This window comes from Streptomyces sp. LBL, assembly GCF_029893585.1.
Classification (GTDB): Bacteria; Actinomycetota; Actinomycetes; order Streptomycetales; family Streptomycetaceae; genus Streptomyces.
Genome location: NZ_JARXYX010000034.1, coordinates 96,486 through 114,425 on the forward strand (window position 1 = coordinate 96,486; position 17,940 = coordinate 114,425).

A 17,940-nucleotide genomic window follows, 5' to 3' on the forward strand; every position below is an offset into this window, starting at 1 on the left:
TGGGGGCGCGCAGGAGGAACCGGGGCGTGGGGTGGGTAGCCAGGTACGGGGGCGGCAACCGCCATCACCCCGGCAATCCTCGCATGCCTCGCATTTTCGCCGCATTCGCGGGGCATTGATCTTCACGGCCGGATCTTTTCGTTCCTGACGAGAGCAGCGAGTTCAGGAGTCCGTCCGTTGAAGACACGTCAACTCGGTGCGTGGGCAGGCACCGCAGCCACAGGGGGTACGCCATGGCCGCCAGGCCTCTCATCGCGCGGCAGCCGAACGAACGGCTGCAGGCGCTCATCCAGGAAGCGGGCTGTTCGAACGCCGGGCTCTCCCGCAGGGTCAACATGTGCGGCGCCGAGCACGGTCTCGATCTGCGGTACGACAAGACGTCCGTGGCGCGCTGGCTGCGCGGCCAGCAGCCACGCGGACGCGCTCCGGCGATCATCGCGGAGGCGCTCGGCCGCAAACTCGGCCGGACGGTCACGATCGACGAGATCGGCATGGCCAACGGCAAGAACCTCGCTTCGGGCGTGGGTCTCCAGTTCTCGCCGACGGTGCTGGGGGCCATCGAGCAGGTGTGTGAGCTGTGGCGCAGTGACGTGGGCCGCCGGGACTTCCTGTCCGGCTCGTCCGTCGCCTCGTCCGCGCTGGTCGAGCCCAGCCGCGACTGGCTGATCTCCTCGCCCGACGCGCAGGTCGCGCGCTCGGCCGGACCCCGGGTGGGGCAGTCCGACGTGGCGGCGGTCAGGGCGATGACGCAGGCCCTGGTCGACCTGGACCACCAGTACGGCAGCGGGCATGTGCGCCCGGTCGTCGTGCACTACCTCAACAGTGTGGTCTCCGGGCTGCTGGCGGGCTCGTACCGGGAGGCGGTCGGGCGGGACCTCTTCGCGGCGGTGGCCCGACTCACCGAACTCACGGGCTACATGGCCGTCGACACCGGCCAACCGGGCCTGGCCCAGCGGTACTACATCCAGGCGCTGCGGCTCGCACAGGCGGCGGGCGACCGTGGCTACGGCGGATACGTCCTGGCCGCGTCCATGAGTCACCTCGCCGCGCAGCTCGGAAACCCGCGGGAGATCGCGCAGTTGGCGCGGGCGGCGCAGGAGGGGGCGCGTGGGCGCGTGACCCCGCGTGCGGAGGCGATGTTCCATGCGGCGGAGGCGCGGGGGCACGCGTTGATGGGTGACGCACGGTCGGCCCAGGTGTCCGCCGGGCGGGCGGTGGACGCGCTGGAGCAGGCGGACCCGTCGGCGGGTGACGACCCGGCGTGGATCGCGCACTTCGACGAGGCCTATCTGGCGGACGAGTTGGCGCACTGCCACCGGGACCTGGGACAGGCCGAGGCGGCGGCGCGGTGCGCCCGGGAGTCCCTGGACGGACACCCCGAATCGCGGGCCCGCCGCCGGGCGATCGGCTACGTCCTGCTGGCCACCGCGCAGGTGCAGCAGCGGGAGGTGGAGCAGGCCTGCAACACGGGCCTGAAGGCGGTGGAGTTGCTGGAGACCCTCCGCTCCAACCGCGGCGCCGAGTACCTGGACGACTTCCAGCAGCGGCTGGAGCCGTTCCGGGACGAGGCCGTGGTAAGGGAGTTCGGGGCGCGGCTGGATCTGCAGGCGGCGGCGTGAGATTCGGCGCCATGAGGACTTGAACGAACAGAAACGAAAGCGGGAGTGAGACGCGAGTGGGAGAGGGGTGAGCGAGGAGCGAGAGTAATGGGGCCGTATAAGGGGCCATATGCAGCGGATAGGGGCGCGTTGGTGTCACGGTGGTGTCACGGCGACCGCCGGATTCGTCTGTGGATCTGTTACGGCGGTCACAGGGACGCAGGTCAGGGCCTGAGCTGCGTAGCACCTGGCTCCGGGGACCCGGTAGCGTGAACCGACGATTCCGAAGGTCCCCCATTCGTAGGAGTCCCGGTGACGCAGAGTGGACAGGGCGAGGAGCCCCCCGCGCGCGAAGCGCGCGAAGGCATCGTGCTGCCCTCCGACGGCGGGGAACCCCTGCTGCCGGGCATGACAGGCGGATACGGCCGGCCGAGCAGCCCCACCCCGCTGGCCCCCGGCACGTCGCACGGCCAGCCGTCGTCGGGTCGCTCGTACGACCAGGCGCAGGGTTCGACATACGGCCAGGGCTCCGGTTCGACACAGGACCAGGGTTCCGGTTCGGTGTACGGCCAGGGTTCCGGTTCGGCGCACGATCAGGCGCGGAATGCGGCATACGGCCAGAACTCCGGTTCGGATTACGGCCGACAGGACGGGTCCGGGTCCGGCTACGGTCAGGCTTCCGGGTCCGGTTACGGCCAGGGTTCCGGCCCCGGCTATGGCCGGGAATCCGGTTCGGCCTATGGCGACGGGGCCGGTTCGGCGTACGGCGACGGTTCGGCGTACGGCCAGGCGCCGGAATCGGCGTACGGGCAGCTGGACGGCCGGACGCCGGGGCAGGCGCCCGGGTCGGCCGGGGCGCCGGCCGGCGGTCAGGCCTGGGGTACGCCATGGGGCCCGGACCAGCAGCAGGCACCAGCCCCGCAGCCGGGGCAGGGCTGGCAGTCCTCGGCCGACCAGCCCTGGAGCAGCCCCGAGTCCGGCCCGTCGGCCTACGGCGCCGACAGCTACGGTTCCTCGGGTGCAGGCGCCTCGCCGCAGTCCACGGGGCACAGCGATGACCCGCCCACCTCCTACTACCTGCCGCCCGTCGGCCAGGGCAGCCCCCCGGACACCTCCGCGCAGTCGGCCGGCGCGTACGGCCCGGCCGCTTCCGGTGCGCCCGTGCCGCCGTCCGGTGGCGCGTACGACGCTCCCGGCGCCGGTGCGCCCCTGCCGCCCGAGACCGCCGGCTCCGCGCAGGTGCCCGTCCGGTACAGCGCGCCCGGCGGCTCCCCGCTGCCCCCCGCCGGCGCGTACGACGCCCCCGGCGGGGCTCCGCTGCCGCCCGCCGCCGAAGGGGCCACCCCGTACATCCCGCCGGTCGCCCCGGGGGCCGACGAGGGTGCCACGCAGTACCTGCCGCCGGTCGGTCCCGGCGCGCTGCCGCCCGAGGCGGGGCCCGAGTCACCAGCCGAGGGGACCCAGTTCCTCGGCCGCGCACCGCACGGCGGCTCCCCCCGGCCCGGCGCCGGGGCGCTGCCGCCGGCCACCGGCCCCGACGCCGAGCCGACGCAGTTCATCGCGCCCGTGCCCGGACAGCAGCCTCCCGGGGCGTCCTACGGCGGACCGAGCGGCGGGGACCGGCAGCCGCCCGCCGAGTTCGACAACCTCTTCCGCAGCGGCCCGGGCGCCGAGCCCGGCCAGGCCGCGGCGACCCAGCAACTGCCGCTTCTCCAGCAGCCCCAGGCCGCCCCCGGCGCCCAGCCGCCGTACGGACAGTCCGCGCAGCCGTCGTACGGCGCGCCCGGCGGCGGCGGACGGCAGGGTACGCACGACGACGGGGACGGCGGTCACGGCGGTGGCCGGGGCGGTCGTAGCCGATCGCGGGTGCCGGTGATCGCCGCCGTCGGCATCGGTATCGCCGTCCTCGGCATCGGCGCGGGTGCGCTGCTCGCCGGCGGGGGCGACGACAAGGGCGACGCCAAGAATCAGACCGTCTCCGCGACGGCCTCCACGACCGACGGTTCCGCCTCGCCGTCGGCCGATCCGGCCGAGCAGCAGGCCGTGGCCCTGGACAAGCTGCTCGCGGACAGCGGCGGCAGCCGGACCACCGTGATCAACGCGGTGGAGGACGTGAAGTCCTGCAAGAACCTGGGCCAGGCGGCCAAGGACCTGCGGGGCGCGGCCCAGCAGCGCACCGATCTGGTGACCCGGCTGTCCAAGCTCTCGGTCGACAAGCTGCCCGCCCACGCGGCGCTGACGGACGCCCTGACCCAGGCATGGCAGGCTTCCGCGTCGGCGGACAACCACTACGCCGCCTGGGCGGGCCAGGCGGCCGGCAAGAAGGGCTGCAAGAAGGGCCAGGCTCGCATCACCGGCCAGACCCAGGCCGGTAACCAGGCGAGCGGCACCGCCAGCAAGGAGAAGGTCAAGGCGGCCAAGCTGTGGAACGCGATCGCGACGACCTGGAGCCTGACCGAGCGTCAGCCCACCCAGCTGTGACCCGGATCCGCACCGACTGAGGAATCCGCGCCGGCTGAGGGACCCGGGCAGGCTGAGGGACCCGGGCAGGCTGGAGGCGCCGAGTCGACTGAAGGATCCGGGCCGGCTGAAGGACCCGGCCGACCGGTCCCTCAGCCCAGGTCCGCGTCCTTCAGCGTCTTGGTGACGTCGGTGAAGCCCTTCTTGGCCAGCACCAGCTGGCCCTGCCTGACGATCTGCAGGGACACCTCGGTGTTGGCCAGGCGGGGGAAGCCGACGGAGGCCAGCGAGCCCTGGAACTTCCACTGCAGGGCCGGCGTCAGCCCGCCCGTGGTGACCTTCTGCCCGTGGTCCAGGGCTCCCCGTACGGTGTCGGCGGTCACCTCGCCGTCCAGCGACTCGACGATCTCCTTGAAGACGGTGTACGCGATCCACGTGGTCTGCACCCCGGTGTCCGCGGCGTCGATGCGGTTGTCGCCGAAGGCCTCCGCGCTGATGACCTTCTTCATGGGGTTCCAGCGCGGGTCGCTCTCCACGGGGTACCAGCCGGTGATGTACGAGCCCTCGTACGGCCCGGACCGCCCGCCGGAGGCGTTGATCTCCGTCTGGTCGACGTTGCCGAGCACCATGGCGGTCCGTACGTCGGGGTAGTCCTCGCGGGTACGCCGGAAGGAGTCCATGAAGGTGCCTGTGGCGTCGCCGAGCGCGGGCACCACGCAGCCCTTCTTCGCCGAGTCGGTCGTCGTGCGCGCGAGCGCCCGGCCGGCCTTCTCGGAGTACTCGGTGGCTTTCTCCGGCGCCCGCACGTCCTGCGCGGCCGGGTGTCCGCCGACGGTGAGCCCGGAGTCGAGCAGCGTGGGCAGTTCGTCGCCGGCGATGGTGTCGGGCCGGACCAGCGCGACCGGCCCGCAGTCGGTGAGCGCCCGGCCGAGACCGGCCAGGAGGGTGGGCTGTCCGCCGTTGACGGGGTAGGACAGCGGGCTGGTGAACTCGGCGGCGGTGACGCCGTAACCGCCTATGTAGGGGATGCCGGCGCCCTCCAGGGGCGCCAGGAAGGAGTCGGCGTGCTGGCTGTAGGAGCCGAGGACCGCGACGACGCCCTCGTCGACCGCGCGCTGGGCGCACTTCGCCGCGGTCACGCTGTCGTTGTGGTCATTGCAGGTCAGGACGGTGAGCTTGCGGCCATCGAGGCCGCCGTGGGAGTTGATCCAGCGGGCGTAGGCCTTCGCGAAGGCGGGCATGCCCGGCTTGTTGGTGGCGTTGGTGTTCTCCGGGGCCCACGTCATGACCTTGATCGGTTCGTCCCCGACGTCCCCGGTGACACCGGGGATGGCCCCGCAACCGGTGGTGAGCGACGCACACGCCACCAGGGCCGCCGCCGAGACGGCGGCCGCTCTGACGCGCCGGGTGAACGTGGGGAGGAAGGTGCTGCGGGTGCGTCGCCTGCCGGTCATGGACACACACGCTTCCGCCACACCGCCAACCCGGGGGTGACTCTCGGTTATGGACAGGTGACGTAAAGGTGAACAGCGAGGGGTGGTGAGCCCCCCGAGGAAAGGAACGTACGATCGATGACCGTGCAAGGTTCGGAGAACTCTTCCCGTCGCGGCCGTCGCTCAGCCACCATGGGCGGCATGCCACAGAACGACATGCCCTGGTGGCGCTGGCGCAGCAACGTGCGCTCCGCGCTGCACATGCTCTCCGACCCGGTGTTCCAGCGGGATGTCTGGCTGGCGGGGGTGGAGGGGTACGGCGACGTCACCGACGCCGTGTACCGCCTCGTCGAGGACACCTGGCTGGACAACTGGTCCGCCGAGAAGTACGTCGGCACGATCTTCCGGGACTCCCAGGAGGCGGCGCTCGTCGACAGCGCCGTCCTGCGGGTGCTGCGGATCATGCACCAGGTCGGGCCCGACGCCCCGGTCTCCGCGTACGTCGACCACCCCGGCTGGCCGGAGGCGGTGCGGGCGGCGCGGGACGCGCACGTGCGGATGGCGGCGGCCGACGGCGACGACGCGGACGCCCAGCCGCGCACGCTCGAGGTGCTGCGGATCATGACGCGCTCGGCGTAGGGCCGTACCCGGTCCGCCGTACCCGGTCCCCCGCCCCGGTCTGCGGAGCGAGACGGCACCACGCCCCGGTCACCGATATGGGACCCTGTCCCGCATGAACGAGCAGTCCACCCGAGTCGTCGCCCCCGCGGACCAGTACGTCCTCACCCTGTCCTGCCCCGACAAGCAGGGCATCGTGCACGCCGTGTCGAGCTACTTGTTCATGACCGGTTGCAACATCGAGGACAGTCAGCAGTTCGGCGACCACGACACGGCACTGTTCTTCATGCGGGTCCACTTCTCGGCGGACGCGCCGGTGACCGTGGACAAGCTGCGGGCGAGCTTCGCGGCGATCGGTGACGCCTTCCACATGGAATGGCAGATACACCGAGCCGAGGACAGGATGCGGATCGTCCTGATGGTCAGCAAGTTCGGGCACTGCCTGAACGACCTGCTGTTCCGCGCGCGGATCGGCGCACTGCCGGTGGACATCGCGGCCGTGGTGTCCAACCACACCGACTTCGCCGAGCTCGTGGGGTCGTACGACGTTCCCTTCCACCACATTGCGGTGACGAAGGACACCAAGGCCGAGGCCGAGGCGCGACTGCTGGAGCTGGTGCGCGAGCAGGACGTCGAGCTGGTGGTGCTCGCCCGGTACATGCAGGTGCTCTCCGACGACCTGTGCAAGCAGCTCAGCGGGCAGATCATCAACATCCACCACTCGTTCCTGCCGAGCTTCAAGGGTGCGAAGCCGTATCACCAGGCGCATGCGCGAGGTGTGAAGCTGATCGGGGCCACGGCTCACTACGTGACGGCGGATCTCGACGAGGGGCCGATCATCGAGCAGGAGGTCGAGCGGGTGGGCCACGAGGTGACACCGGAACAGCTGGTGGCGGTCGGGCGCGATGTGGAGTGTCAGGCGTTGGCCCGGGCCGTGAAGTGGCATGCGGAGCGGCGGATCCTGCTGAACGGGCGGCGGACGGTTGTGTTCGCCTAGTCCACACCTGGTCGCACACCTGGTCGTGTTCGCCTGGCAGCCGCTGTCGCCCGGCAGCTACATCCTGCTCAGCGACGATGCCGCGAACAGGACGTCCCTGATCGCCTCCCGGTCCCCGTCCTGGCCTGCCGCCGCCTCCGTCGGTGACACATGGCCCGCTGCCAGGCGGCAGAACTCGACGCCGTCCAGGGCCACGTGGGCCACCTCGTGGTCGGCGGAGCCGATCGCGGCGGGGGAGTCCAGGGGGATCAGCCAGTCGCCGCCGCCCAGGCCCTCGATCTCCAGTCGGAGGCTGCGGCCGGGTTCGCCCGCGGGGACGAGGCGGCGGCCGAGGGCCGGTGAGGCCAGCCCCGTACGGCGTCGGAGCGCCAGCACGCCGGGAAGCATCCGGGCCGCGAGGTCGATCATGCGGTTGAGGTGGCGCGGCGAGGGCGGATCGTACGGGTAGTCCACCGCATCGGCGATGTCCTCCGCGTGCACCCAGCACTCGAAGGCGCGGTCCAGCATCGCGTCGTGCAGCGGCAGCTCGAAGTCGCCGTACGGAACCGCCGGTCTGCCGGTGCCGCCGCCCGTGAACGACACCGTGCGCACCAGGTCGTGGCTCTGCTCCCGCCAGGGCACGCGCACCGCGCGGGTCGGCGGGAAGTGCGAGGCCCGCCAGTACGCCTCGGTGCGCGCGGCCGGCGTCGGCTCCCGCGCCTCCACGTCGCCCAGCGGGTCGTCGAGGCCGAGCGCGACCGCGACCAGGCCGTCGACCGTCAGCAGATGCGCGATGACCCCGGCGACCGTCGTACGACGGCTCGTCGCACCCGCGCCCTCGAACCAGCGCAGCCGCACGGGCGCGTGCCACTCTGCGACGCCTATGTCCTGGAGCAGGGCGTCGAGCCGGGCGGTCTCGGCGTCGTACGGTGTCGCCCACTCGGGCACCGGGATGCGCGGCGGGCGCCGGCCGAGGCAACTGCCCAGGACGCGGGTGCGCAGACCGGGATCGAGGTCGAGGCTCTCCGGGCGGCGCAGCAGGCCGACCGCGTCACGCAGCCGCAGGGCCTCGTCGGCGCAGGTTCCGCAGTCGCTCAGGTGCTCCTCGACGGCCTCCGTCTCCTCCGGCGAGCAGGCGGCCAGCGCCCACGCCCCGAGGAGGGACTTCAGGACGTGGTGCTCCAGGACCAGCGGAGCGGGCGGGGGCGCCGCACCCCCCAGCTCCGCCGGCGAGGGCAACGGACGTCCGCCGTCCTCGACGGAGGCGCGGGGGAGGGGGATGGGGAGGGGGATGGGGGGCGGACGGTCCGCGTCGTTCACGCCGCGCCCCCGTATTCGGGCGGTGCTCCGGGTGCGGCGGCGTCGTGGGCCGTGGAGAGGAGCTGCAGGCCCAGGCGGAGGCGGCGGCGGGCCTCGTCCTCGGTGACGTCCAGGTCGATGGCGGCCTGGCGGTAGTCGCGGCGCTGGAAGTAGGCCAGCTCCAGAGCGGCACGCAGCGGGACGGGCATGGACTGGACGATGTAGTCGGCGCGGGCGGCGACCGAGGCATGGCGGACCTTGCGCTCCAGGTCCTCGGTGCTGCCGTGGTCCTCCTGGGGCAGCGCGGCGGCCTCGGTGGCGCGCAGTCTCTGCACGGCGAGGCGGTGGGTCAGGGCGGCGACCCAGGAGCGCAGGGGGCCCTGCTGGGGATCGTAGGAGTCGGGGTGTTCCCAGACAAAGGCGAAGACCTCGCGGGTGACGCCGTCGGCGGCACGTTCATCACCGAGCACGCGGTGGGCGAGTCCGTGCACGAGTGAAGCGAAGCGGTCGTAGAGCTCGCCGAGGGCGGCCGCCTCACCGCGCGCGAGACGCTGCTGCATCTTGCGGTCCCAGCGGGGCGGTGCGTCTTTCTTCGCCATGCGGCTCCCTCGGCCTGCCCTTGTCCCTGCCCTCGGCATGCCTTTGTCCCGGCCTTTGTCTCGGCCTTTGTCCCTGCCTTTGTTCCGGGCCTTGTTCCGCCCTTGTCTCGCCCTTGTCTCGCCCTTGTCTCGCCCTTGTCTCGCCCTTGTCCCGCCCTTGTCCCGCCCTTTGTTCTGGCCTTTGTCCCGGCCTTCGTCCTTGGAGAGCCGGAGCCCACCGTCTCCTCGAATGTAGTCGGCACCTCCGACAGCCCACGCCCCTTTGTCGCAATGAGCGCCCCCGGGGAGCCGTGGGTGGTAATGGCCCTCCGGCCCGGCGCCCTGGGGCGTGCCTACCCGGTCGTCCACCGATCAGAAGCGATCGAACAGGATCGAAGGCGCCTAGAACAAGCCTCTTCCCGTCGGCTTCCGTTTCTGGGCGGGTGTTTCAGGGAACGGCCGCTGGGCAGCCGCGCTGCAAGGAAGCGTAGGGAAAGCTTCCGTTTAGGTTCGGGCGAGCGAAGGGCATGGTGGTGGCGTTCAATGTGACCAACGGTGGGCAGGGCGAGTGGGCCGTGCTCCAGGTGTCGGGCGAGCTGGACCTGGTGACGTCGCCGGTGCTGCGTCAGCGGGTGCACGACGAGGTGGCCGAGGGCCGCCACAGTCTCGTCCTCGATCTCTCCGAGGTGTTCTTCTGCGATTCCAGCGGCGTCGGCGTGCTCATCGCCTCCCGCCGCCTCATGAGCTCCTGCCAGGGCCGGCTGCGCCTGATCCTCCCGGCCCACGGCGCCGAGGACGGCTCCCACGTCAACCGGGTGCTGGGCGCGCTGGGTGTCCGCCGTCTGTTCGACGTCCATCCGGATGTGGACTCGGCGGTCCGGGAGGATGCGAACCCGCTCTCGGCGTGAGCGGCGCCCCATCGGCCGACCTCGGGCAACGTGGCTGCTACGCGGTTGTCCCGAAATTCCGTCGGTCTCGGCACAAGCGTCGCTTTCGCGCGCCCGGAGAGGCTTTCCCGTCGTACGCTCCGTGCCAGATGCACCCGACGGTGAGGTAAGGCGGTCCGAACAGACATGGCCAGCAACGAGTACGAGCGCAGGATCGCCGTCCGGTTCGCCACCTTCGACCAGGATGGCAACGGCTACATCGACCGCGCGGACTTCAGTGTGGCGGCCAAGGCGGTGCTCGCCGAGTTCGGTACGGCGGCCCGCTCCGACAAGGGGCAGTCCCTGTATGGCGGTGCCGAGGCGTTCTGGCAGGGCATGGCCGGCATCGCGGACCGGGACGGCGACCAGCGGATCACCCGGGGGGAGTTCGTCAACTGCGCGGTCAAGCGGCTGCGCGACAACCCTGACCGGTTCGCCGAGATCGCCCGCCCCTTCCTGCACGCGGCCCTCGCCGTCGCGGACGCCGACGGGGACGGCCGGGCCACCGTCGAGGACACCGCCCGGGTACTGAAGGCCCTCGGCGCGACCGAGGAGGCCGCCCACACGGTCACCTCCGCCCTCGACACGGACGTCGACGGCAAGATCGGCGAAACAGAGATCGTGACGGCGTTCGCCCGCTACTTCACGGTTCCCGAGTAGCCGCTGCCTCACGGTCCCCGAACCCGCCGTTACTCCACGGCTTCCGAACAGCCGTCATGTCAAGGGCCCCGGCGACTACTCCGCGGTTCCCGAACAGCAGTTACGTCAAGGGCCCCCAGCGACCACGGCCGCCGCTCGGAGCTCACGCCCCCGCGTACCGCTCACGCCCCTGCGCACCGCTCACGCCCCCGCGTACCGCTCACGCAGCTCGTACTTCAGTACCTTCCGCAGTGTCTCGCCCCGTGGAAGGGCGTCCACCACCTCCAGCTGCTCGGGCAGCTTGTGCGGTGACAGACCTTGCGCGCGCAGATACGACGTCACCGCCTCCAGGGTCAGCTCCTCGGCCCCCGGCGGCTGCTCCACCACCGCGCACACCCGCTCCCCGCGCTCCGCGTCCGGGAGCCCGACCACGGCCGCGTCGCCCACCGAGGGGTGTGCGTGCAGCAGGTCCTCGATCTCCTTGGCGGAGATGTTCTCCCCCTTGCGGATGATCACGTCCTTGAGTCGGCCGGTCAGCACCAGATGCCCGCTGCCGGTGACGTACCCGAGGTCCCCGGTGCGCAGGAAGCCGTCCTCGTCGAACGCCTCCGCCGTCTGCGCCGGGTCCAGATAGCCCTGGCAGACGGCCTCCCCGCGCAGCCGCACCTCCCCGTCGACGATCCGTATCTCCATCCCCTCCGGCGGCCGCCCCTCCGTCGTCGCGAGGTTCTCCGCGGTGTCGTCCGGCGCCCCCATCGTGATCATCGGCACCTCGGTCATGCCGTACCCGTGGGTGAGCTGCACCCCCATCTCCCGTACGACGGCGCGGTACACCTCCGGTGGCTTGGGCGCCCCGCCGCCCGCGAGCAGCCGCAGCGAGGGAATGACCGGCGCTCCCGGCTGCTTGCGCTGCTCGGCCAGGAACATCGTGTAGAAGGCCGTGGAGCCGCCGGCCACGGTCACCCCGTGCCTGCGGTACTCCGCCAGCGCGTCCGGCAGCGCGAACTGCTCGAACATCACCGCCGGGAAGCCGTACAGCAGCAGCATGACCGTGTAGTCGGGCCCGGCGATGTGCGCGTACGGGAAAGCCATCGAGCCGACGTCGTCCGCCGACAGGCACAGCGCGTGGGCGAGGCACGATCCGCCCGCGATCAGTGAACGGTCCGTGTGCAGGACGCCCTTGGGGGCGGAGGTCGTCCCGGAGGTCCAGTGGATCCAGCGGACCGAGGTGCCGTCGGCGGGCGGGGCGGGGAGGACGGACGGGTCGCCGTCGGGCAGGACGTCGTACGCCTCGAAGATCCCCTTGGCGCCGAGCCGCCGGGCCATCTCCGTGTGGTCGAAGCCACGCCACTCGCCCGGCACCGCGAAGTACTCCGCCTTCGACTCGCGCAGCGCGAACCCGACCTCGCGGTCCCGGTAGAACGGGATGACCGGGCTCTGTACGGCGCTCAGGCGGGCCAGCGCGAAGGACAGCAGGGCCGTCTCGATCCGGGTGGGCAGCTGCCAGGCGACGACCGTGCCGGGGCGTACGCCCATGTCGTACAGGCCCGCCGCCACCCGCTCGGCCCCATCGCGCAGCTCCCCGAAGCTCAGTGAGCGGTCGTCCTGGAGGAGGGCGGGGCGGTCAGGGGTGAGGTCGGCGCGGCGGGCGACCAGGTCCCAGAGGGTGCGTGAGGTGCTGAGCGCACGGGCGGTGTCGGTCACGGCGGCCCCCTCGTATAACTGACGGGCAGTCAGATAATGGGCAGAGCGTAGGGCCCGGCGCCTTGTCGGTCCAGAGGCGCGCGACTAGCCTGCTGGGGGAGGTTGATCTGACGACCCGTCAGATGACTGTGTCAGGCGGAGGGGATCCATGACCGAACTGCCCCGCATCATCAGCGTCGACGACCATGTGATCGAGCCCGCGCACCTCTTCGCGACGTGGCTGCCGCAGAAGTACCGGGACCGCGGGCCCCAGCCCCTCACCGCCGGGATCGGTGAACTCGCGTACGTGGGCGGCAAGTACCAGATCACGATGGATCCGGACGGCCAGCCGACCGACTGGTGGATCTACGAGGACCTGAAGTTCCCGTACAAACGCAACATCGCCGCCGTCGGCTTCGACCGGGACGAGATGACCCTGGAGGGGATCACCCGCGAGGAGATGCGGCGCGGCTGCTGGGACCCCGTCGCGCGACTCGCGGACATGGACCTCAACCATGTCGAGGCCTCCCTCTGCTTCCCCTCCTTCCCCCGCTTCTGCGGGCAGACCTTCGCCGAGGCGCACGACAAGGAGGTCGCGCTGGCCTGTGTGCGCGCCTACAACGACTGGATGGTCGAGGAGTGGTGCGGGGGCAGCGGCGGCCGGCTGATCCCGCTGTGCCTGATCCCGCTGTGGGACATCGGCCTCGCGGTCGAGGAGATCCGGCGCAACGCGGCCCGCGGGGTGCGTGCGGTGACCTTCTCCGAGATCCCCACCCATCTGGGGCTCCCGTCGATCCACTCCGGCTACTGGGACCCGTTCTTCGCCATCTGCCAGGACACCGGCACGGTCGTCAACATGCACATCGGCAGCAGCTCCCAGATGCCGGCCGCCTCGCCCGACGCCCCGCCCGCCGTCCAGGCAGCACTCAGCTTCAACAACGCCATGGCGTCGATGATGGACTTCCTCTTCAGCGGCGTGCTGGTGAGGTTTCCCCGGCTCAAACTCGCCTACTCCGAAGGGCAGATGGGCTGGATCCCGTACGCCCTGGAACGCGCCGACGACGTCTGGGAGGAGCACCGCGCCTGGGGCGGCGTCCGCGACACGATCCCGGAGCCGCCGTCGACGTACTACTACCGGCAGATCTTCTGCTGCTTCTTCCGCGACCAGCACGGGGTCGCCTCGCTGGACGTCGTCGGCCGGGACAACGCGACCTTCGAGACCGACTACCCGCACGTCGACTCGACCTTCCCGCACACCAAGGAAGTCGCCCTGGACCATGTGAAGGGCCTCGACGACGAGACGGTCTACAAGCTGATGCGGGGCAACGCGATCCGCATGCTGGACCTGGACTTCGACCGGTAGACAGCCAGGCAGACCGGCAGCCAGGCAGATAGAGAGGCAGACGGGAAATGGACCTCTCGTACACCCCGGAGGAGGAGGAGTTCCGGGCGCGGCTGAGGGAGTGGCTGGGCAAGGTGCTGCCCGTGCTGCCGGACCGGCCGTCCCCCGACGACTGGCCCGGACGCCGCGCCTACGACCTCGGCTGGCAGCGGATGCTGTACGACGCCGGATACGCCGACGTCCACTGGGACGCCTCCCCGACCACCCGGCTGATCTTCCTGGAGGAGACGGAGAAGGCGGGCGCCCCCTATGTGGGCGCGAGCTTCGTGGGGCTGTTGCACGCGGGGCCGACGATCGCCGCCGAAGGGACCGACGTCCAGCGGGCGCGCTGGCTGCCGCCGATCCTGCGCGGGGAGGAGGTGTGGTGCCAGGGCTTCAGCGAACCGGACGCCGGGTCGGACCTCGCTGCGCTGCGCACGCGCGCGTGCCGCGACGGCGACGACTACGTGGTGACCGGCGCCAAGGTCTGGACCTCGCACGCGGAAGTCGCCGACTGGTGCGAGCTGCTGGTCCGCACGGATCCTTCGGCACCCAAGCACCGGGGTATCACCTGGCTCGCGATGCCCATGGACGCGCCGGGCGTCACCGTACGGCCGCTGCGGACCCTCGCGGGGTCGGCGGAGTTCGCGGAGGTGTTTCTCGACGAGGTGCGGGTGCCGGTGGCCAACCGGGTCGGCGCGGAGAACGACGGCTGGCGGGTGACGATGGTGACGCTGTCCTTCGAACGCGGCACGGCCTTCGTCGGCGAGGTGGTCGCCTGCCGCCGGGTGCTGGGCGAACTGGCCCGCGAGGCGCGGAGGAACGGCCGCTGGGACGACCCGGCGCTGCGGCGGCGACTGGGCAGGCTGAACGCCGAGTTCCGCGCGCTGTGGCGGCTGACTCAGTGGAACGTCAGCGAGGCGGAGGCGAGCGGGGGTGTCCCGGGCGTAGGGGGCTCGGTCTTCAAGCTGAGGTACTCGCACGCCCGGCAGGAGCTCTACGACACCGCCGCCGACGTCCTCGGCCCGGACTCCCTGGACCTCGACCGGCCGTGGACGCTGGACCGGCTCTCCTCGCTGTCGTACACCATCGCCGCGGGCACCTCCCAGATCCAGCGGAACATCGTGGCCGAGCGGATCCTCGGGCTGCCGAAGGGGCGGTGACGGTACCTATGCGATTCCACCCCACCGAGGACCAGCGGGCCTTGCGGGACGGCGTACGACAGCTGCTGGCCCGCCGATTCGACAGCGAGGCGCTGCGGGCCGCCGTGGCGGCACCCCGCCTGGACCGGGTCCTGTGGCGCGAGCTCGGCGAGGCGGGGTTCTTCGCGCTGCGGCTGCCCGAGACGGAGGGCGGGGTCGGACTGGGGCTGCCCGAAGCGGCGCTGGTCTTCGAGGAGGCGGGCCGCGTCCTGCTGCCCGGACCACTGATCGCCACGCATCTCGCCGCCGGGGCGGTGCCGGGGGCGGCGGAGGGCGAGGTGGTCGTGGCGGCCGTCGACGGGGGGTTGGTGGAGTGGTGGGGGGAGGCGGACGTCGTGCGGGGAGCGACTGCCGAGGGCGCCGGTCCGGAGGGGGTGGTCCCGCTGCGGTCGGTGGACCCGCTGACACCTCTGCACCGGGTGTCCGGGACCTTGGCGCGGTCCCTGGGACCCTCCTCTGCTTCCGCCTCTGCTTCCGCTTCCGCCGCCTCCCCTGCTTCCGGTTCCGCCTCTGCTTCCGCTTCCGCCGCCCCCGTCGCCATCGCCAGCCTCCTCACTGCCGCCGAGCAGCTGGGCACCGCCACGCGCGCGTGTGAGCTGGCCGTGCAACACGCCCGGGCGCGGGAGCAGTTCGGGCAGCCGATCGGGGGGTTTCAGGCGGTCAAGCATCTCTGTGCCGACATGCTGGTGCGGGCGGAGGTGGCTCGGGCGGCCGTGTACGCCGCCGCCGTCACCGCCGACCCAACGGACATCGCGGCGGCGCGGCTGCTCGCCGACGAGGCGGCTCAGCGGAACACGCGGGACTGTCTCCAGGTGCACGGCGGAATGGGGTTCACCTGGGAGAGCGACGTGCATCTGCACCTCAAGCGGGCCTGGGTGCGATCCCGACGCGGCGGTGGCGGCACGGAGAGTGAGGACAGGCTCGCCGAAGAGCTGGTGACCTGAGCGTGGCGCCGAGGCCGCTGGGCTGGTCCGTCGGCAGGACGCCCCGGGCGGTTGTCACGGATCGTGGATCACCGTAATCACTCAGCGTTGATACCAGGTTGTGTCCTGGGTCCGACTCCTCACGTCTCGGAGTCGGTCTTCCCCTGCGGTGTCCTGGGTGAGATTCCGGTACCTTGTGTGAGATGCGAGTGGTCCCGAGCACCAGTGATGCCGGTGTTTCCCCTGCTTGTTCGACCCCTGGTGGAGAGCGTCGCACAGTATGCCGCACGGGTACTCCTTCGCGCTGGAATATGCCCGAAGCGCTTGTTGCCGTGACTGTACGTCAACCAGGCTGTTCCACAAGGGATTCACGTTCCGTGACCCTGGCTCAGGTCGTTGTTCTGGTCATGCAAAGAATGGCTGCGATCGTGGCCCTCGGGAGGCGCGAGGCTATGTGCCCGCCGGTTCGGATGGTGTGAGCGGTGCAGGTGCTTCAAGTGCAGCTGGAAATCCGGCCAGACCCCGCTGAGGTGGGAAGAGCCCGGATGTGGGCCCGCTCGCGGCTCGCCGGGTCCGGGATAGGGGCCGACGAGGCGCTCGCCGAGACCCTGATCCTGCTCGTCTCCGAACTCGTCACCAACGCCGTGGTGCACACCGGCTGTCCGGCCGTGCTGCGGCTGTCCCTGCCCGGCGTCGCCGCGGAACCGGGCACCGTCCGCCTTGAGGTGGACGACATCAGCAACCGCGCCCCGGTGCCGCGGTGCGCGGACAGCGACGCGACCGGCGGCCGGGGCCTCGCCCTTGTCGACGGTCTCGCCGACCGCTGGGGCTGGAGCGCCGAAGGCGCGGGCAAGCGCATCTGGTGCGAACTGGACCGGTGCGCGGAGACCCGGGAGAACGCAGCGGCCTGCGCCGGCGCCACCTCGGCGCGCGAAGGGCTGGCCTACGAGGCCGTGTGACGGGCGCCGGGTCGCGGTCGCTGCTGCGGGTGCGCGGGTGCGCGGGTGCGCGGGTGCGCGGGTGCGCGGGTGTGGCGGGCCCATGGCTGTGCGGGCGCACGGCCGTATGGGCACACGGGCGCACGGCCGTATGGGCACACGGGCACACGGGCGCACGGCCGTATGGGCGCACGGGCACACGGGCGCACGGCCGTATGGGCGCATGGGTGTACGGGTGTACGGGTGCACAAGATCCCCGTATCCCCTGCGGGGGTGAGAGGGGTGCGCCGGGAAGTGCTTCGATGTGCGCCCGCGGCAAACCGCGCATAAGTGGTGAATTGCTGATGGGGTGTTGACGCCCCGTATCCGTCTGACCACGCTTGAGGGAGCGATTCGCCGCGAGGGGACGTCGAGGGATTCGGTGACGGAAGTCCTCGTCGAGTGCGCGTCGTGAGGCGGCGTCGGTTCCCTCAGGGGGAAGCAGGGGACAGGGGTGGGGACGCCGCAGTCGGATGGCGGTGCGCGCTGCCCTGCTGCCGTCGCGACAGCCGGGGCCGGGCGGAGGTGGGGACCTGCCGCCCGGCCGCGGCAGCCGCTGATCAGATACCGGGAGCGGGGACCCGGGTGTAGGTGAGGGGATTGCTGGTACCGGCGGCGGTGGTGACCGTGACGTTGACCGGCCCGCTGGCGCCTGCCGGAGCCATGGCGGTGACTTGGGTGGGGGAGACGACCGTGAACGCCGTGGGGGTGGCACCGAACCGGACTTCGGTCGTGGTGGTGAGGTCGGTGCCGGTCACGGTGACGACGGTGCCGGCCTGCGTCGGTCCCTGGTCGGGGGCGAGGGCGAGCAGGGCGGGCAGCGTCAGGTAGACGTAGCCGACGGGGTTGCTGGTGCCGCCGGGGGTGGTCACGGTGACGGCGGCGGTGCCGGCCGTGTGGGGCGGGGTGACCGCGGTGATCTGGGTGGCCGAGTTGACGGTGAAAGAGGTCGCGGCGACCCCGCCGAAGCTCACCGCTGTCGCGCCGAGCAGGTCGTTGCCGGTCAGGGCGACCGTGGCGCCGCCGACCGTGCTTCCGGACGAAGGGGTGACGGTGGCGAGCGAGGGGGAAGCGGCGTAGAAGAAGTACGCGCTGGGATTGTCGGGGTCGCTGCTGCCGCCGGGGGCGGTCACGATGACGGCCGCGGCGCCCGCCGTGTGGGGCGGGGTGACCGCGGTGATCTGGGTGGCCGAGTTGACGGTGAAAGAGGTCGCGGCGACCCCGCCGAAGCTGACCGCCGTCGCGCC

At 71.6% G+C, this 17,940-nt stretch carries 15 protein-coding genes; 10 read left to right on the top strand and 5 right to left on the bottom strand.

From position 1 onward, the window contains the following. The first annotated feature begins 233 nt into the window (after positions 1 to 233). Positions 234 to 1,619, top strand: coding sequence for a transcriptional regulator (locus M2271_RS33665; RefSeq protein WP_280891197.1), 1,386 nt, complete (start codon positions 234 to 236; stop codon positions 1,617 to 1,619). A gap of 792 nt (positions 1,620 to 2,411) precedes the next feature. Then, on the top strand, positions 2,412 to 4,079 hold the full coding sequence (locus M2271_RS33670; protein ID WP_280891223.1) for a hypothetical protein: 1,668 nt from the start codon (positions 2,412 to 2,414) through the stop codon (positions 4,077 to 4,079). A gap of 131 nt (positions 4,080 to 4,210) precedes the next feature. Here M2271_RS33670 and M2271_RS33675 read toward each other — a convergent pair whose 3' ends face one another. Continuing rightward, positions 4,211 to 5,512: an ABC transporter substrate-binding protein gene (locus M2271_RS33675; protein WP_280891198.1), complete on the bottom strand. Its 1,302-nt coding sequence runs from the start codon at positions 5,510 to 5,512 to the stop codon at positions 4,211 to 4,213. Between the two features lie 117 nt (positions 5,513 to 5,629). Between M2271_RS33675 and M2271_RS33680 the strand changes: the two genes are divergently transcribed. Beyond that, complete coding sequence (locus tag M2271_RS33680) at positions 5,630 to 6,130, top strand: hypothetical protein (RefSeq protein ID WP_280891199.1); 501 nt, start codon at positions 5,630 to 5,632, stop codon at positions 6,128 to 6,130. A 94-nt stretch (positions 6,131 to 6,224) separates the two neighbouring features. Continuing rightward, a complete protein-coding gene (purU, locus tag M2271_RS33685; protein ID WP_280891200.1) occupies positions 6,225 to 7,106 on the top strand; it encodes a formyltetrahydrofolate deformylase in 882 nt (293 codons plus the stop codon). Positions 7,107 to 7,163: 57 nt separating this feature from the next. On the opposite strand, the gene M2271_RS33690 is transcribed toward purU, so the two are convergent. Together M2271_RS33690 and M2271_RS33695 are read right to left on the bottom strand one after the other, a co-directional pair. Beyond that, the gene (locus tag M2271_RS33690; RefSeq protein ID WP_280891201.1) at positions 7,164 to 8,405 is read right to left on the bottom strand and encodes a zf-HC2 domain-containing protein; all 1,242 of its coding nucleotides are present in this window, start codon (positions 8,403 to 8,405) and stop codon (positions 7,164 to 7,166) included. Beyond that, positions 8,402 to 8,983: a sigma-70 family RNA polymerase sigma factor gene (locus tag M2271_RS33695; protein ID WP_280891202.1), complete on the bottom strand. Its 582-nt coding sequence runs from the start codon at positions 8,981 to 8,983 to the stop codon at positions 8,402 to 8,404. Before M2271_RS33695 ends, M2271_RS33690 begins: the two co-directional genes overlap by 4 nt. 506 nt (positions 8,984 to 9,489) lie before the next feature. Here M2271_RS33695 and M2271_RS33700 point away from each other — a divergent pair. After that, positions 9,490 to 9,870, top strand: a complete 381-nt coding sequence (locus M2271_RS33700; protein ID WP_280891203.1) for an STAS domain-containing protein — start codon at positions 9,490 to 9,492, stop codon at positions 9,868 to 9,870. A 165-nt stretch (positions 9,871 to 10,035) separates the two neighbouring features. Next, complete coding sequence (locus tag M2271_RS33705) at positions 10,036 to 10,548, top strand: EF-hand domain-containing protein (RefSeq protein ID WP_280891204.1); 513 nt, start codon at positions 10,036 to 10,038, stop codon at positions 10,546 to 10,548. A 180-nt stretch (positions 10,549 to 10,728) separates the two neighbouring features. Here the strand turns inward: M2271_RS33705 and M2271_RS33710 are convergent, their stop codons facing one another. Continuing rightward, positions 10,729 to 12,231: an AMP-binding protein gene (locus M2271_RS33710; RefSeq protein WP_280891205.1), complete on the bottom strand. Its 1,503-nt coding sequence runs from the start codon at positions 12,229 to 12,231 to the stop codon at positions 10,729 to 10,731. Positions 12,232 to 12,379: 148 nt separating this feature from the next. Between M2271_RS33710 and M2271_RS33715 the strand changes: the two genes are divergently transcribed. The 4 genes from M2271_RS33715 (at position 12,380) to M2271_RS33730 (ending at position 16,675) form a co-directional block, all read left to right on the top strand. Then, complete coding sequence (locus tag M2271_RS33715; RefSeq protein WP_280891206.1) at positions 12,380 to 13,573, top strand: amidohydrolase family protein; 1,194 nt, start codon at positions 12,380 to 12,382, stop codon at positions 13,571 to 13,573. A 47-nt stretch (positions 13,574 to 13,620) separates the two neighbouring features. After that, a complete protein-coding gene (locus M2271_RS33720) occupies positions 13,621 to 14,754 on the top strand; it encodes an acyl-CoA dehydrogenase family protein (protein ID WP_280891207.1) in 1,134 nt (377 codons plus the stop codon). Positions 14,755 to 14,762: 8 nt separating this feature from the next. Further along, positions 14,763 to 15,737, top strand: a complete 975-nt coding sequence (locus M2271_RS33725) for an acyl-CoA dehydrogenase family protein (RefSeq protein ID WP_280891208.1) — start codon at positions 14,763 to 14,765, stop codon at positions 15,735 to 15,737. Positions 15,738 to 16,213: 476 nt separating this feature from the next. Beyond that, the gene (locus M2271_RS33730; RefSeq protein ID WP_280891209.1) at positions 16,214 to 16,675 is read left to right on the top strand and encodes an ATP-binding protein; all 462 of its coding nucleotides are present in this window, start codon (positions 16,214 to 16,216) and stop codon (positions 16,673 to 16,675) included. 578 nt (positions 16,676 to 17,253) lie between these two features. Here M2271_RS33730 and M2271_RS33735 read toward each other — a convergent pair. Continuing rightward, positions 17,254 to 17,940 (bottom strand): IPT/TIG domain-containing protein (locus M2271_RS33735; RefSeq protein ID WP_280891210.1); only part of this gene is annotated, 687 nt, incomplete at its 5' end.

Excerpts from the sequence above, each read along its gene's own strand:
- M2271_RS33720 (WP_280891207.1), top strand. The coding sequence starts at position 13,621 with ATGGACCTCTCGTACACCCCGGAGGAGGAGGAGTTCCGGGCGCGGCTG.
- M2271_RS33695 (WP_280891202.1), bottom strand. The coding sequence starts at position 8,983 with ATGGCGAAGAAAGACGCACCGCCCCGCTGGGACCGCAAGATGCAGCAG.
- M2271_RS33725 (WP_280891208.1), top strand. The coding sequence starts at position 14,763 with ATGCGATTCCACCCCACCGAGGACCAGCGGGCCTTGCGGGACGGCGTA.
- M2271_RS33705 (WP_280891204.1), top strand. The coding sequence starts at position 10,036 with ATGGCCAGCAACGAGTACGAGCGCAGGATCGCCGTCCGGTTCGCCACC.
- M2271_RS33665 (WP_280891197.1), top strand. The coding sequence starts at position 234 with ATGGCCGCCAGGCCTCTCATCGCGCGGCAGCCGAACGAACGGCTGCAG.
- M2271_RS33700 (WP_280891203.1), top strand. The coding sequence starts at position 9,490 with ATGGTGGTGGCGTTCAATGTGACCAACGGTGGGCAGGGCGAGTGGGCC.
- purU (WP_280891200.1), top strand. The coding sequence starts at position 6,225 with ATGAACGAGCAGTCCACCCGAGTCGTCGCCCCCGCGGACCAGTACGTC.
- M2271_RS33675 (WP_280891198.1), bottom strand. The coding sequence starts at position 5,512 with ATGACCGGCAGGCGACGCACCCGCAGCACCTTCCTCCCCACGTTCACC.
- M2271_RS33715 (WP_280891206.1), top strand. The coding sequence starts at position 12,380 with ATGACCGAACTGCCCCGCATCATCAGCGTCGACGACCATGTGATCGAG.
- M2271_RS33680 (WP_280891199.1), top strand. The coding sequence starts at position 5,630 with ATGACCGTGCAAGGTTCGGAGAACTCTTCCCGTCGCGGCCGTCGCTCA.